The 13,541-nt window shown below is 67.2% G+C and carries 12 protein-coding genes and 1 pseudogene; 10 read left to right on the top strand and 3 right to left on the bottom strand.

The genetic code is table 11. The annotated features are described in order from the left end of the window. The 3 genes from HY699_14050 to HY699_14040 all read right to left on the bottom strand — a co-directional run. Positions 1 to 2,900, bottom strand: a 2,900-nt coding sequence (locus HY699_14050; protein ID MBI4516928.1) for a LamG domain-containing protein, incomplete at its 3' end; no start/stop codon positions are given. A gap of 216 nt (positions 2,901 to 3,116) precedes the next feature. Beyond that, the gene (locus tag HY699_14045) at positions 3,117 to 4,631 is read right to left on the bottom strand and encodes a HAMP domain-containing histidine kinase (protein ID MBI4516927.1); all 1,515 of its coding nucleotides are present in this window, start codon (positions 4,629 to 4,631) and stop codon (positions 3,117 to 3,119) included. Between the two features lie 6 nt (positions 4,632 to 4,637). Beyond that, positions 4,638 to 5,300, bottom strand: coding sequence for a response regulator transcription factor (locus HY699_14040; protein MBI4516926.1), 663 nt, complete (start codon positions 5,298 to 5,300; stop codon positions 4,638 to 4,640). A 197-nt stretch (positions 5,301 to 5,497) separates the two neighbouring features. Here HY699_14040 and HY699_14035 point away from each other — a divergent pair, with 197 nt between their 5' ends. From HY699_14035 to HY699_13990, 10 genes and pseudogenes are all read left to right on the top strand, one after another. Continuing rightward, positions 5,498 to 5,716, top strand: coding sequence for a hypothetical protein (locus HY699_14035; protein ID MBI4516925.1), 219 nt, complete (start codon positions 5,498 to 5,500; stop codon positions 5,714 to 5,716). A gap of 30 nt (positions 5,717 to 5,746) precedes the next feature. Next, positions 5,747 to 8,077, top strand: a complete 2,331-nt coding sequence (locus HY699_14030; protein MBI4516924.1) for an MMPL family transporter — start codon at positions 5,747 to 5,749, stop codon at positions 8,075 to 8,077. Positions 8,078 to 8,240: 163 nt separating this feature from the next. After that, complete coding sequence (locus HY699_14025) at positions 8,241 to 9,098, top strand: GNAT family N-acetyltransferase (protein MBI4516923.1); 858 nt, start codon at positions 8,241 to 8,243, stop codon at positions 9,096 to 9,098. Positions 9,099 to 9,492: 394 nt separating this feature from the next. Beyond that, positions 9,493 to 10,140 carry a protein-L-isoaspartate(D-aspartate) O-methyltransferase gene (locus tag HY699_14020; GenBank protein ID MBI4516922.1) on the top strand — a complete coding sequence of 216 codons (648 nt, stop codon included), beginning with the start codon at positions 9,493 to 9,495 and terminating at the stop codon, positions 10,138 to 10,140. A gap of 37 nt (positions 10,141 to 10,177) precedes the next feature. After that, the gene (locus HY699_14015; GenBank protein ID MBI4516921.1) at positions 10,178 to 10,912 is read left to right on the top strand and encodes a M23 family metallopeptidase; all 735 of its coding nucleotides are present in this window, start codon (positions 10,178 to 10,180) and stop codon (positions 10,910 to 10,912) included. Between the two features lie 101 nt (positions 10,913 to 11,013). Then, entirely contained in the window at positions 11,014 to 11,322 is a 309-nt protein-coding gene (locus tag HY699_14010) for an EF-hand domain-containing protein (GenBank protein ID MBI4516920.1), read from the top strand. A 131-nt stretch (positions 11,323 to 11,453) separates the two neighbouring features. Continuing rightward, positions 11,454 to 11,984, top strand: a complete 531-nt coding sequence (locus HY699_14005) for an RNA polymerase sigma factor (protein ID MBI4516919.1) — start codon at positions 11,454 to 11,456, stop codon at positions 11,982 to 11,984. Between the two features lie 28 nt (positions 11,985 to 12,012). Further along, entirely contained in the window at positions 12,013 to 12,579 is a 567-nt protein-coding gene (locus HY699_14000) for a hypothetical protein (GenBank protein MBI4516918.1), read from the top strand. Beyond that, positions 12,576 to 13,088 (top strand): periplasmic heavy metal sensor, encoded by a 513-nt coding sequence (locus tag HY699_13995; protein ID MBI4516917.1) that lies wholly within the window; start codon positions 12,576 to 12,578, stop codon positions 13,086 to 13,088. The genes HY699_14000 and HY699_13995 overlap by 4 nt, the downstream gene beginning before the upstream one ends. A gap of 176 nt (positions 13,089 to 13,264) precedes the next feature. After that, positions 13,265 to 13,538, top strand: a pseudogene (locus tag HY699_13990) (GIY-YIG nuclease family protein). Positions 13,539 to 13,541 lie beyond the last annotated feature (3 nt).

The raw sequence follows: 13,541 nt of genomic DNA, 5'->3' as shown, positions 1-13,541 counted from the left end.
GGGCTGTCACCGCCGAAGGTGTTGTCGGTGGACAGCCACACCCGGTCATGCCACGGCTGGAATGCTGTCCCCAGGCTCGCCGCCTGATTCGCCACCGTCCACGTCAGCGTGATCGCTTGCCCCGCATCCACCGTCGTCGAGGTCGTGGCACTGAACGCCGTCACCACCAGATCCGGCCGGGGCGTTCCCGTGTTGGTCGGGGTGGCGGTTGGCGTTCGGGTCGGAGTCTCGGTCGGGGTCGATGTGATCGTTGGCGTCCGCGTCGCGGTGTCGGTCGGGGTCGCCGTTGGCGTGACGGTCGGCGTCGCGGTTGGCGTGACGGTCGGCGTGTTCGTCGGAGTGCTGGTCCGCGTGTTCGTCGGCGTGCTCGTCGGGCTCACGGTCGGCGAATTCGTGGCCGGTGGCGTGTCGGTGGGCGTGCGTGTCGGGCTCTGTGTTGGAGTCGTCGCCGGGGTGTGGGTCGGCGTGTGCGTCGGTGTTGCCGTCGGTGTCGTTGTCGGCGTTACTGTGATCGTCGCGGTTGGCGTCGGCGTGCACTTGCCGTTGCTGCGCGCGCCGAAGATGCCTTGTATCTCCGCAGCGGACAGGGCGCGCTGGAAGATCTGAATCTCGTCCACCACTCCTCGGAAAAAGCGCTGCGGCGTGCCCCCGCCCCACGCGAACGCGATGTTCACAGCGCGATTGTTGTTGGCGGGCGTCGACAGTGACGCCGTACCTTGCAGGCCCCCGTCGACGTACAACCTGATGGTGCTGCCATCCCAGGTGCCCGCGAGATGGTGGGAGTTCCCATCGAGCACGTCGACGGTGGAGTAGACACCAGGGAAGTTCGCGGAGCCACCGCCTCCGGCGCCAATCCCGAAGTAGATGATTCCATTGCCGGAGTTACCCTGGAACAGCCACCCGGTCGAATCCACAAACCCGTGCGACTTATCGAGCACCAGGAACCACCACTGCGGCTGGTTCTTGGTGCCCTGCATCCAGAAGTCGGCGGTGAAGCCGGTGCTCTGAACGTCGAGGCTGGCATTGTGGGGGACCGTGCCCCGGTCATCGTTGCTATCAAAGGTGAAGCCCTGACCGACTGTGGCCGGCGTGAAGAACACGCCGCCGAGCAGCGTACCACTGTTGCCGTTGATGATGTCAGTCGCGTTCCCCTCGGCCGGCCACCAGCTCACCATATCGGCCGGCGGCGCAACACACGGTGCCGAGGTTGGCGTGTCAGTCGGTGTTGCGGTGGGGGTCGCGGTGCGGGTGTTGGTTGCCGTCTTCGTCGAGGTGATTGTCGGCGTGTGCGTCGGCGTGTCCGTCTGGGTGTTAGTCGTGGTTGGCGTGTGGGGCGGAGTATTGGTTGCGGTCTCCGTCGGCGTCTGAGTCGGGGTGCTGGTTGGCGTGGCCGTGGGGGTACTGGTCGGGGTTACCGTTGGGGAGTCTGTTGGTGTTGACGTTGGCGTTGAGGTTTGCGTCGGGGTGCGAGTGGGGGTGTTCGTATCCGTTGGCGTATTCGCCGGCGTATCGGTCGGCGTTGCCGTGGCGGTACTGGTTGGGGTGTGCGTCGGCGGGAGGGTGCCGGTCGGTGTCGCCGCCGGCGTGTCGCTTGGGGTCGCGGTGGCGGTTGCCGTGTTAGTCGGCGTCGCGGTCGGTGTCTCAGTGGGCGTGTCGGTAGGAGTTTCGGTCGGCGTGTCTGTGGGCGTTTGCGTCGGCGTGTGAGATGGGGTGTCTGTCGGCGTTGCCGCCGGCGTGTCGGTGGGGGTGTCGGTGGGAGTTTCGCTCGGTATTTCAGTTGGGGTGTCGGTCGGCGTGCTTGTTGGCGCGATCGTCGACGTCCCGGTTGCGGTCGCCGTAAGCGTGGCCGGTGGGGTATTCGTCGCCGTCTCCGTTGGTGTTTGACTCGAAGTGGACGTGGGTGTGGCAGGGATCGGGGTGTCCGTGGCTGTCGGCGTCGGCGTGCTGGTCGGGGTCATGGTACGCGTCGGCGTCGGGGTACCGCGCGAGGTAGCCGTGGGCGTTTGGGTCGCTGGCAGCGGACCGAGCCTGGTCGAAGGGACGCACAGCCGGTGGGGCCACGAGAGCAGAGTCAACGCATCGTCGCCGAATTGGTTGTGCAACGTGATGTCGCGGGTGTTGGACCCGTGGTCCCCGGTTTGCTCTCCGCCCGAATCGTCCCCGATTCGGTAGCATGTCAGCAGCGCCGTAGGATCGCTGATGCCCTCGCCGTTCTTGTCCACCGGGGTACAGAGACTGACCGGTCTCCTGACCATTGTGCTCTTGGTCTCAAGCTGGAACTGGTCCCAGAGGGTCACTTTGCGTGGTTCGAAGCGCGGCGTCCCCTCGAGGGTGGTTGCGGCGTAACACTTGAAGTGGTCGAGATGCTCCGGCAAGGGTCCGCCGTTCTTCCCGGAGGGAACGCATAACGTTTCGGGGCGGAAGGTCGAGAGGCTCTGGTCACCGAACTGATTCCGCACCACGATGCGGCGTCGCGGATTCAGGTGTCCCAGGGCCTCTCGAATTCGGTAGCACGTCAAGTGGGCGGTGGGGTCGTTAATGCCCTCGCTGTTCTTGTTCGCCGGGTTGCAGAAGCTGACGGGCTTCTCGACGGTTGTGGTCATTGTCTCGAACTGGTCGGTGAGGACGACGGAACGCGGGACGAACGGCGGCGCGTCCTTCTGTCTCTTCATGCTGCTGTAACACGTGAAGTGATCCAGCGCCGGCGGCGTGTTTGGCTGGCCGCCAAGGTCTTCCGCACGGCCCGGCGCGCTGGGATCCGCAGGAGCCGGCCACAGGACGCCGCCGGTGAGCAGCGCCGCTGGCAAGAGCCCCGGCATGAGCAAGAACCGCAGCAGGCCACCCAGCCGCGGGCGGCGTCCGGCGGTTGAACGCACGCTCGCAGACACATGCCGGCCCATCGGCCAGCCCTTCGACCATCTCGAGAAACGGAGCACGCGTGCCCCCCAGTCTGCGCCGCGGCTGCCCACCAGGCCCCGCCCCTGCGCTACCCTGCTCGCGGCTACTTCTTGTCTCGGCGCAGCTGTTTTCTACTACCGTCGAGCGTCATGCATCAAGTGACGATTCGCACCCGAAAGCATGACGGAGATCATCCCGCTAGCGCAGCGGCGGAGCGGCTACGGTCCGGGCTGTGGTGGCCGCAGTGGCAAGCGGATCGTGAAGGTGGAGCCATGGCCGTCGCGGTTGGCTTCCGCCCAGGCTCGGCCGCCGTGGGCCTCGGCGAATTGCCGCGCGATCGCTAGCCCCAGCCCCGTGCCCTGTTCCTTGGTGGTGAAGAAGGGGGCGAAGATGGCTTCGCGATCGGCTTCGGCGACACCAGGGCCGCGGTCGCTGACCGTGACCTCGACGTTGCCGCCGCCAAGCGCGCTGCGCACCACCACCGCGCTGGCCGGCGGCGAGACCTCGATGGCGTTGCGAATGATGTTAACCAGCGCCTGCTTGATCTTCAGCTTATCGACCGTGAGAGTGATGTCGAGAATGCCTTCCGCGCGCACCGTCACGTCGCGCGCGCTCGCCTCGGCACGGCAATCGTCGAGCGCCTCCTCGATCACGAGCTGCAGCGGATGATCGTAGAGATTGAGTCGCAGGTCGCGGCTGAACACCAGTAAGTCAGTGAGCACGCGGTTGACGTCTTGTAAGGCCGCTTCGATCGCGGCGGCGTTGCGGCGCGCATCCGCGAGCGCACCGGGCGGATCGGTTTCACCGCCGCTGTTGCGGATGAGGTCGGCATAGATGCCGATGACACCCAGCTGCTGCAGTATCTGGTGCGAGACGACCGAGGACATCTTGCCGATCGCCGACAGCCGCTCGCGATGCTCGAGCTCGCGGTTGAGCGCCTCCAGCCGGCGGTTTTGCGCTTCCACCTGTAGCCGGCGCTCGTTGAGGCGCTGGAGCATGAAGTGTAAGCCCAGAGTCGACAGCGACCAAGCGGCGGCGCCCGAGAGACCGGCGGTCTGAAAGCCGTACGCGATCAAGAACACGAAAGGCGTCAGCGCCAGGGCGATGATGAAGCCAATGTCGGCCAAGGCGGTGCGCAGGCCGCGGGCAGAAAACGGCAGCAACGGCCGGTTCGGATAGATCGGCAGGATGGCGAGCAGGCCCCAGCAGGCGTAGCCGCCCAGTTCGGCGAGGGCGATGGCCTCCGGGTGCGCGGTCAGTTCGCGCGGCGAGGCGAGCTGGCAGGCGATGACCCAGCGAACGCCGATGCCGAGTGTCGACGCCGCCCACTCGGTGGCGACACCGCTGATCGGCGAGGCCGCGCCCCAACCGCCGCCCAGCAGCTCACGACGAGTGATGCCGGCACCGGCGCGCAGTTGCGGCAACCGCGCTTTCCACTGCTCGGGCAGTGCCCAGGCCAGCAGCCGGGCCAGGGCCGGGGCGAGGTTGCGCAAGACGATCACGGGCAGGCCGGCGATGTAGAGAAAGCCGATGCTCGCAGCCATCTCGGGAATCGGCAGCTTGATGCGCGGCAGCACCTCCACATAAGGCAAGAACAGCACCACTGAAATCAGGAGGAAGACGACGTAGGTCGGCCAATCGGCGAGCCGGACCGCCGACAGCCCGGCCAGCGTGACTGCAAGCGCGGCGCCGACGACCAGGGCGCGCAGGGCGTGGCGCCACCACGCAGTCACCGCCGGTTACTCCCCGCCCAAGCCCAGCTTCACCGCCAGCAGGGCCGCCTTGGTGCGGTCGTTCACTTGCAGCTTGCGAAAGATATTGGCGAGGTGGTTCTTGACGGTCTGCTCGCTGATGAACAGGCGCTTGCCGATCTGGCGGTTCGACTCGCCCGTGGCCAGCAGTTTGAGGATTTCCTCTTCGCGCGGGGTCAGGCCGGCGAGCTGTTCGCGGAAGCGCTCCTCGTTGCGCTCACGCTCGAACTCGCGCAGCACCCGGCCGGCGATTTCACCCGAGAGCATCGGCTCGCCCGCCGCCGCGCGCTCGACCGTGGCGCGGATTTCGTCGGGGGCGACGTTTTTCAGCAAGTAGCCCGCCGCACCCGCCTTGAGCGCGGCGACGACGCGCTCGGTGTCGGAGAAGGCGGTGAGCATCAGCACGCGGATTTCCGGGCAGCGCTCGTGCAACGCCTTGGTTAGATCGATGCCGCTTTCGCCGGGCAGTTCCACGTCCATCAAGACGATCTGCGGCTGGCCGTGCGTGCGTAGTGCCTGCCACATCTGCTCGCCGCTGCCCACCGCCGCCAGCACGCGCAGCTCCTTGCGGGCTTCGAGGCATTGCCGCAGCCCCTCGCGAAACAGCGGATGATCATCCACGATCAGCACTTTGATTCTCTCGCGTGCCACGACTGCTCCTCTCGCCCAGGCCCAAGCGCCCCGCCGCCAGCATGCCGGCGTACGGCCGTGCTCGCCAATAGCCCGTTGGTACCAGAACTTCAAAACCTCCGTACCGGTGCCGTCGGCCCGCGTAAAATGATGCCTCCGGGCGAATTGTCGGCCGCCGGCGCCGGCCGTATCCTTAAGGCCAGGAACAGGAGATGGCGATGTTCAACGTGGTGCCGGTCTGGCTGGTGAACTCTGCCGGGGTGCTGCTGGCGGCATCGGCGGCGTGCGGTGAGGCGGCACAGTGGGGCGCTGCCCTCGCGCTGGTGGTCAGTGCGCTGCTGGTTCTGGCTCTGGGCGAGCGGCCGCGCCGCTGGCTGATGCAGCAGATTAGAACCGCGCCGCGCAACCGCCGCCAGCTGGTGCCGTCGCTGCGATAAGCGGCGCCGGGGGGACGGTTAGAGGGAGGGATGATGAATTCAGCGTTGCAGCTGTACGCCAAGTGGGTAACGCGCCGGGCACCGGCGGTGCTCCTGGTTTCATTGTTGCTGGCGGCGATTGTCGCCGCCGGCATGACGCGGCTGGAGGTGGATCTCAACACCGATCAGCAGCTGCCGGCCGACAACCCTTTCGTTGCGGTGGACCGCAAGATCCGCAAGGAATTCGGCGGTAAAAACTTCATCGCCATCGCGCTGGTGCCGGAATCGGGCTCGGTGTGGCGGCGCGATGTCTTGCAGGCGGTGTACGATCTGACGCAGGACTCGCTGCGGCTGCCGGAGATCATCGGCCAGAACCTCGTCAGCCTATTCTCGCCCTACGTGCGGGTACCGGTGGATCAAGGCGGGGTCTTGGCCAGCGACTACCTGGCGCGAGAAGTGCCCGCAGACGACGCCGGCATCGCCGGGCTGCGCCAGCGCTACCGCAGCGAGCCGCTGTTCAGGGACGCGCTGGTGAGCGCCGACGAACGGGCGGCGCTGGTTATGCTCGACTTCTACGACGGCGTCGAAAGTACCCAGCTGGCAGCGGCGGTGGAGCAGATGGTGGCGAAGTACCGCTCGCCGGACATCCGCATCGCCTTGACCGGCGAACCGATCATACAGCGGTTCCAGGCGACAATTGTGCGCGAGCAGGGCTTGTTCTTCGCCGGCACGGTGGCGGCGATCGTGGTGGTGCTGTATCTCGCCTTCGGCCACATTCAAGGAGTGATCTTGCCGGCGGCCACGGCGTTACTCAGCACGGCGATGGCCATGGGCTTCATGGGCCTAGCCGGCTTTCGCGTCAACCCTTGGACCGGTGCCGTCTCACTGGTGGTGATGACGGTGGCCGCGGGACACTCGGCGCAGATGCTCAAGCGCTACTATGAAGAGTTCCGCTTCCTGCACGACCGTACGGCGGCGGTGGTGGCATCGGCCAGCCGCATCGGGGCGGTGATGTTGGCGGCCGGCGGCACCGCCGCCTGCGGCTTCGCCGCACTGTCGCTGCTGGGTATTCCGACGCTGACGGAGTTCGGCCTGGGGGTGGCGAGTGGTATCGTTGCCGCCGTGCTGCTGGAGATGACCTTCATGCTGGCACTACGCACGCTGTGGCCGGTCGGCCGCTCGCGCACGGGCGAGGGGCCATTGTCGCGCGGGCTCGGGGTGGTGTTGGCGCCGATCGAGTTCGCAGTGATACGGCACCCGCGGGCAGTGGTGGCGACCTTCGCGCTCGTGACCGCGCTGGCCGTCGCCGTTACACCACGGCTGACGACCGAGTTCGATACCCACGCGTACTGGTCCGAACGGCATCAGCTCGGACGCGACTTGCGGGTGTTCGAGCGGCACTTTCCGAGCACGACGACGCTGACGATCTTGCTCGAAGGCGAGCCCGGCTCGATGAAGAGTCCGGAAGCGATCGGGCTGATGACGGGCTTGCAGCAGGCGATGGCGGCCGAGCCTGGGGTGGGTCGGACGTTCTCGCTGGCGGACATGCTGCGGCGCAGCTTCGAGGTCTTCGTCCCGGAGGAAGCCGGCAGCGGGCTGCCGGCGGACGCCGCGCTCATCGGCCAGCTCTTCTTCCTGGCGCAGTCGCCGGCCTTTGACGGCTACGTCGATCGCACACACAGCCGTGCGGTGGTGCGAGGCTTTCTCAACCGCGACGACTCCGGTCTGACCCGGCGTGTGCTGGCGCGGCTGGAGCTCTACCTGCGGCAGAATCCGCCGCAACGGATCCAGGTCGCCTTGGCCGGCGGCGTGGGACCGACGGTGATGGCGCTCAACGACCACACGGTCAACGGCAAGGTGCTGAACCTGGCCATATTACTGGCGGTGATATTCGGGTTTTCCAGCATCCTGCTGCGCACCGCCCTCGGCGGTGCCTACGTCGTCGCCCCGCTGGCGGTGGCGCTGTTGGCGAACCTCGGGCTGTTCGCCGGGCTCGGCGTCGCCTTCGATCTGACCGGGGCCTCGATTGCGGCGATCGGCGTCAGCGTGGGGGCAGACTACGCGATTTATTTCCTCTACCGCTTGCGCGAGGAATTCGCTGCCGGCGGTGACCTCGAAGCGGCGCTGCGGCGCACGATGCACACCTCCGGGCGTGCCATCCTGTTCGTGGCCGTGGCCATCAGCGCCGGCTTCGGCGTGTACGCGCTCTCCGACTTCCGGCCGCTCGCGATGTGCGGCTACTTCATCCCGGTGACGATGCTGGTCAGTGCGGTGGCCGCGCTGGCCTTGTTGCCGGCGTTGGTGGTGCTGCTGCGGCCGCGTTTCATCTTGGCCTCGGCGCAGATTTCACCTGAGGATATTCGCATCGCCGTGTCGGCGTGACACCGGCGCAGGGGCCCGCCCCCGCGCCCGCGTAATCACAGGGTGTCGGCCGGGTGGCCGCGCGGTTGATCCGGAGCCGAACCTGGTCTATCCGGGTACACAACAACGCGGCGGCCGTGGCCGGTGCCGGCCAGGGCGCGCCTGTGAGAGGGGAGGGCGCGAGATGAACGTCGTGGTTCGTCCAATTACCCCCACCGACATCGAGGTGTGCGGCCGCATCGCCTATGAGGCATTTAGGGACATTGCCGAGCAGCACAACTTTCCGCCCGACTTTCCCTCGCTCGAGGTGGCAACCCAGGTGCTCACCTTTCTCACGCAGCATGCCTACGGAGTAGTGGCGGAGTGGAACGGGCAGGTGATTGGCTCGAACTTCCTGACCGAGGGCGACGCCATCCGAGCGGTCGGGCCGATTTCGGTTGATCCGGCCAGCCAGCACTGCGGCGTCGGGCGCTGTCTGATGCGCGCGGTAATTGCGCGCGGTCGTGAGGCCGCCGGCATTCGCTTGGTGCAGGACGCTTTCAACACCACTTCGATGTCGCTCTACGCCTCGCTGGGCTTCGAGGTGAAGGAGCCGCTGGTGCTGGTGAGCGGGATTCCGCAGGTGGCGCCGCTGCCGGGCGTGATGGTGCGCCGGCTACGCGAAGGCGACGTCGAGGAGTGCGCGGCTCTATGCCGGCGCGTGCACGGCCTGGAGCGCAGCGATGAACTACGCGGCGCCACGGCGGTGCTCAACCCGTTCGTGGCTATTCGCGACGGCCGCATCAACGCCTACACGACGACGCTGACCATGTGGCAAGCGGCCCACGGGGTGGCGGAAAGTGAGGCCAATATGCAGGCGCTGATCGTCGGAGTGGCGGCGGCTACGGCCCAGCCGGTGTCGTTTCTGCTGCCGACGCGGCAAGCGAGCTTGTTCCGCTGGTGCTTGGGCGTCGGCCTGCGGGTGATCAAGCCGCTCACGCTGATGGCCATGGGCATCTATCACGAGCCCCGTGGCTGCTACTTCCCCTCGGTGGCGTACTGAGTTGAGCGGGTTGACTGTTGGGTGCGCGACGAATTTGTGGGCAACGTGGTTCGGTGTTATGGCCGTCATTCCCGCGAAAGCGGGCCGTCATTCCCGCGAAAGCGGGAATCCAGTTTGGCGTTTGGCGCCACTATGACGAGATCGTGTAGCGCTGGCGGGTGGTAGCGAGCCGGTGCCGTGGGTTCCCGCTTTCGCGGGAATGACAGATTGCGTCCCTTTCGGCCACCTGGGCCTCGGCCTGACAGTACACAGTACTGTCAGACTGGTGAGGACTTTGCCCGGTCGGCTGCACGTTACCCACAAATTTGTCGCACACCCTTGGCTGTTGCAGCGCGAGGCTTCATTTGCCCAGCACCGGAGCCGGTGGTAGCGTTCGGCTGTGCCGGTGGCACCGATGGGTTACGAGGCCGAACGCTTGGATATGGTTCGCGAACAGCTGGCCGCCCGCGGCATCCGCGACGAGCGGGTGCTGAGCGCGCTGGCGGTGATTCCGCGCCATCAGTTTGTGCCGAAGGGGCAGCGGCGCTTCGCCTATGGCGATCACCCGCTGGCGATCGGGCACGGGCAGACGATCTCGCAGCCGTACATGGTGGCGTTGATGACCGAGACCATGGCGCTGCGAGCCGGCGCCCGCGTGCTCGAAGTCGGTACCGGCTCGGGCTATCAGGCCGCGGTGCTGGCGCAGCTGGGGGCCGAGGTCTTCACCATCGAGCGCGTGCCGGAGCTGGCGGCGGGTGCGGCCGAGCGCCTGCGCGCGCTCGGGTTCGGCGCCCAGGTGCACGTGCGCGTCGGTGACGGCAGCGCGGGCTGGTGCGAGGCGTCGCCGTTCGACGCGATCGTGGTGACGGCGGCGGCCCGCCGTATCCCGCGCGCTTTGCTGGGGCAACTGGCGGCGGCCGGGTGTTTGGTGCTGCCGCTGGGCGAGTCGGAGTTGCAGGGGCTGGCGCGGATTCGGCGCATGGCGGCCGGCTGGCAGGAGGAGTACTTCGGCGAATGCCGGTTCGTGAAGCTGATCGGGGCTGACGGCTGGAACGACGCCTAAGCGGGGAGGCAGTGGGCCCCGCCGGGTGAGTGTGGGTGTGGGGAACGAAGCGCGGCAACCTGGGTGGCGAACGGCGGCGGTGGTGGTGGGCGTAGCCATGATCCTCGCCGGCTGCAGCCGCGGAGTTTATCATCGCGTGCGGCCGGGCGATTCCCTCTACCGCATCGGCAAGGCTTACGGTGTGTCGGTGCAGGCGCTGGCCAGGGCCAACCGCCTGCGCGACCCGTCGCGCATCACCGCTGGCCAGCGTCTATTCGTCCCCGGCGCCCGGCGGCAACTGCCGGTGCATGTCATCACCCCGAGCGATGTCAATGCGAAGGCTCCCCGGCGCGAGGAATTGCCGCCGGCTGACGGTGCCCGGCTGTTCGCCTGGCCGATCTCAGCCGGCAGTGTCACTTCCGGTTTTGGGCCGCGCGGGGAGAGCTTTCACGATGGTATCGACATCGCCGCCGCGGCCGGCACCGCGGTGCTGGCGGCGGCGGACGGCGATGTGATCTATGCCGACGCCCTTGCCGGTTACGGTAACGTGATCATCGTGCGGCACGACCGCGGCTACGCCACCGTCTATGCGCACAATCGCCAGAACCAGGCGGCAGAAGGGGCGCGCGTGCGCCGCGGCCAGCAGATTGCCACCCTCGGCGACAGCGGCCGGACCACCGGTCCCAACCTCCACTTCGAAGTCCGCCGCGACAATGTCGCGCGCAACCCGCTCTACTACCTGCCGCCACCGACCTCGGTGGCGCTGGCGGGCCCGGGAAGCAGCGCCCACTGAATCTCGCGCCGCCGGCTGGGCCAGCGACGGATTTCTTGCCGCCGTCCGTTCAAGTAGACGGGCCGATTGGAGCCCGAGACCATAGACGGAAGGAGATCGTCATGAAGATCAACCAATGGCTCGTGAGTGGGGCAATACTGGCGCTTCCCGGCTGGGTGCTCGCCGCCGATCCGCCGGCGCGGGCGGAGATCGAGGCCGAGCGTGCCGCGCTAGTTGCCCAAGCAGACGCCGATACCAGCGGCACTCTGTCCTTGGCTGAATTCAAGGTGTTCGAAGCGCTGGTGCGGGACAAGATGGCGGAGCACCATTTCAACCACGTCGATACCGATGGCGACGGTGCGCTGAGTCTCGACGAGCTACAGACCGACCACCCGCGGCGAGGGCCGGGGCGCCGCGGCGGGCCGTGGTGACGGCGGTGTTGCTTGCGACGCGGAGATCGCGGCGCTAACTGAAAGTCTTGCCGCCTGCGCGTGCCCGCTCGGCCCGCGCAGGCGGCGACTGACCCGCCGAACGTGCCGTGGCAGACGCAGATGAAATACTCATGCGCAGAATTGGCGCGGGCGACCATGACGCCTTCCGCCTGCTGGTCGAGCGACACCTCGGACGCCTTGTCGGCTTTGCCGCCCGCACGCTCGGCGATCGCGCGGGAGCGGAGGACGTGGCGCAAGAGACCTTCTTGCGCGTCTGGATCAACGCGCCCCGCTGGCAACCGACCGCCCGCTTCAGCACCTGGCTCCACCGTATCGCGCTCAATCTCTGCCTCGACCGCCTCGGCCGCGGTCCCGAGCTGGCCCTCGACGAGATCGCTGAGCCGAGTGACCCGGCGCCGCCGGCGGCGGCTCGGCTGCAGGCGCAGGACATCGGAGAGCATGTGAACGCGGCCCTGGCACAACTTCCGGCGCAGCAGCGTATCGCCATCACCCTGTGCCACTATCAGGGACTGCGCAACATCGAGGCCGCCGGCGCGATGGGCGTAAGCGTCGAGGCGCTCGAATCGCTGCTCGCACGTGGCCGGCGCCGCCTGCGCGAGCAGCTGCGCAACCTGCTGCCGGACCTGCTCGGAGAGGACTGACGCCACGCCGATGGACGATCGCTCATCGATGACCGCCACTCGCTTGCGCGAGTTGCTCGCGGCCTATGGCGCTGACCCCGAACGTTGGCCGCTAGAAGAGCGCGACGAGGCCCTTGCTCTGCTAGCCCAATCGGAACAGGCGCGGCGCTGGCAAGAAGCCGGCAGCCAGCTCGACTCGTTGCTCGACCTGGTGCCCGCGAAAATGCCTTCGCCGGAGTTGCTCGAACGCATCCTGGCGGCGACGCCACCGACTCGCACACCGCCGCGGCGCACCGCATTGTCGGCGTTTGGCGCCGCGGTCCGTGCCCGGCCGCGGGTGTGGCGCTACACCGGTGCCGCCGCGCTACCGCTAGCTGCCGCGGCCGCCCTCGTGCTCTGGTTGCAGAGCGCGCCGACGCCAGCACCCGAGCGGGCGCCGGTAGCGATCGCCGAACTCGGCGTTTACCAAGCTCCGACTGACGCGCTGCTGACGGCCCCGGGGTTGGACGCCCTCGAAGACGTCCCCTCGTTCGGCTGCGCGGGCACGGGCCTGGGATGTCTCGACTTGGAACCGTCCGACACTCAGTCGGCCATTGATAGGGAGACCTACGTATGACTCACCTCCGCACGACGCTAACGCTGGGCCTGCTCTTGCTAGCCGCGCTGGTGGACCCCGCCGGCGCTCGGCCGCTCGGCGGCCCACCGGGTATGGAAGGGTTGCCCGGGCCGGGCGGTCCGTCCTTTCTCGAAGAGGTGTTTCCGCCCGCTTTGCTCATGCGCCACCAGAGCGAGATCGGACTCACCGATGCGCAGCGCGACAAGATCACGCAACAGATGGAGGAAGCGCAGAAGGCGCTGGTTGCCATTCAATGGGAGATCGAGCGCCAGTCGGAGAAGCTTGCCAAACTGCTCTCCGCCTCGCCCGTGGACGAGACGGCGGCGCTGGCCCAGGCCGAACAAGTCATGACCGCCGAGCACCGACTCAAGAAGGCGCACCTGACCCTGCTGATCCGCATCAAGAACGAGCTAACCCCGGCGCAGCGGGACAAGCTACGCCAACTGCGGCCTAGGCACGACGGCGGCCCGCGGCACCGGGAATCAGCTCATGACCCAGGAGGGCCGTAGGTAACCGATAAGACCGTATCTGCCATGTCGCCGACCAGAGCGTGATCCTCGTCGAGTACGCCCCACACCACGGGTGCGCGACAAATTTGTGGGTAACGTGGTGGCGACCCTGATCCTGTTCGGTGTTATGGCCGTCATTCCCGCGAAAGCGGGAATCCAGTTTGGCGTTTGGCGCTATGGTCTGCGTTTCCATCCTGGCCAGCAAACGGAACGGCACGCTGTACATTGGGGTGACCTCACAGCTGGCAACGCGGGTGTGGCAGCATGAGAGCAAGGTGGTGGAGGGTTTTTCGGCCAAGTACGGCGTTGACAAGCTGGTCTACTACGAAGCGCACGGCTGCGCAGAGACCGCAATCGTGCGGGAGAAGCAGCTGATGAAGTGGCGCCGCGCCTGGAAGATCGTGCTGATCGAACCCGGACTGGCGTGACCTCTATGACGAGATCGTGTAGCGC

This window comes from Deltaproteobacteria bacterium (assembly GCA_016210005.1).
Lineage (GTDB): Bacteria > Desulfobacterota > Binatia > HRBIN30 > JACQVA1 > JACQVA1.
The sequence above is the reverse complement of the archived record's forward strand: the minus strand, read 5'-3'. Positions and strand labels throughout refer to the sequence as shown.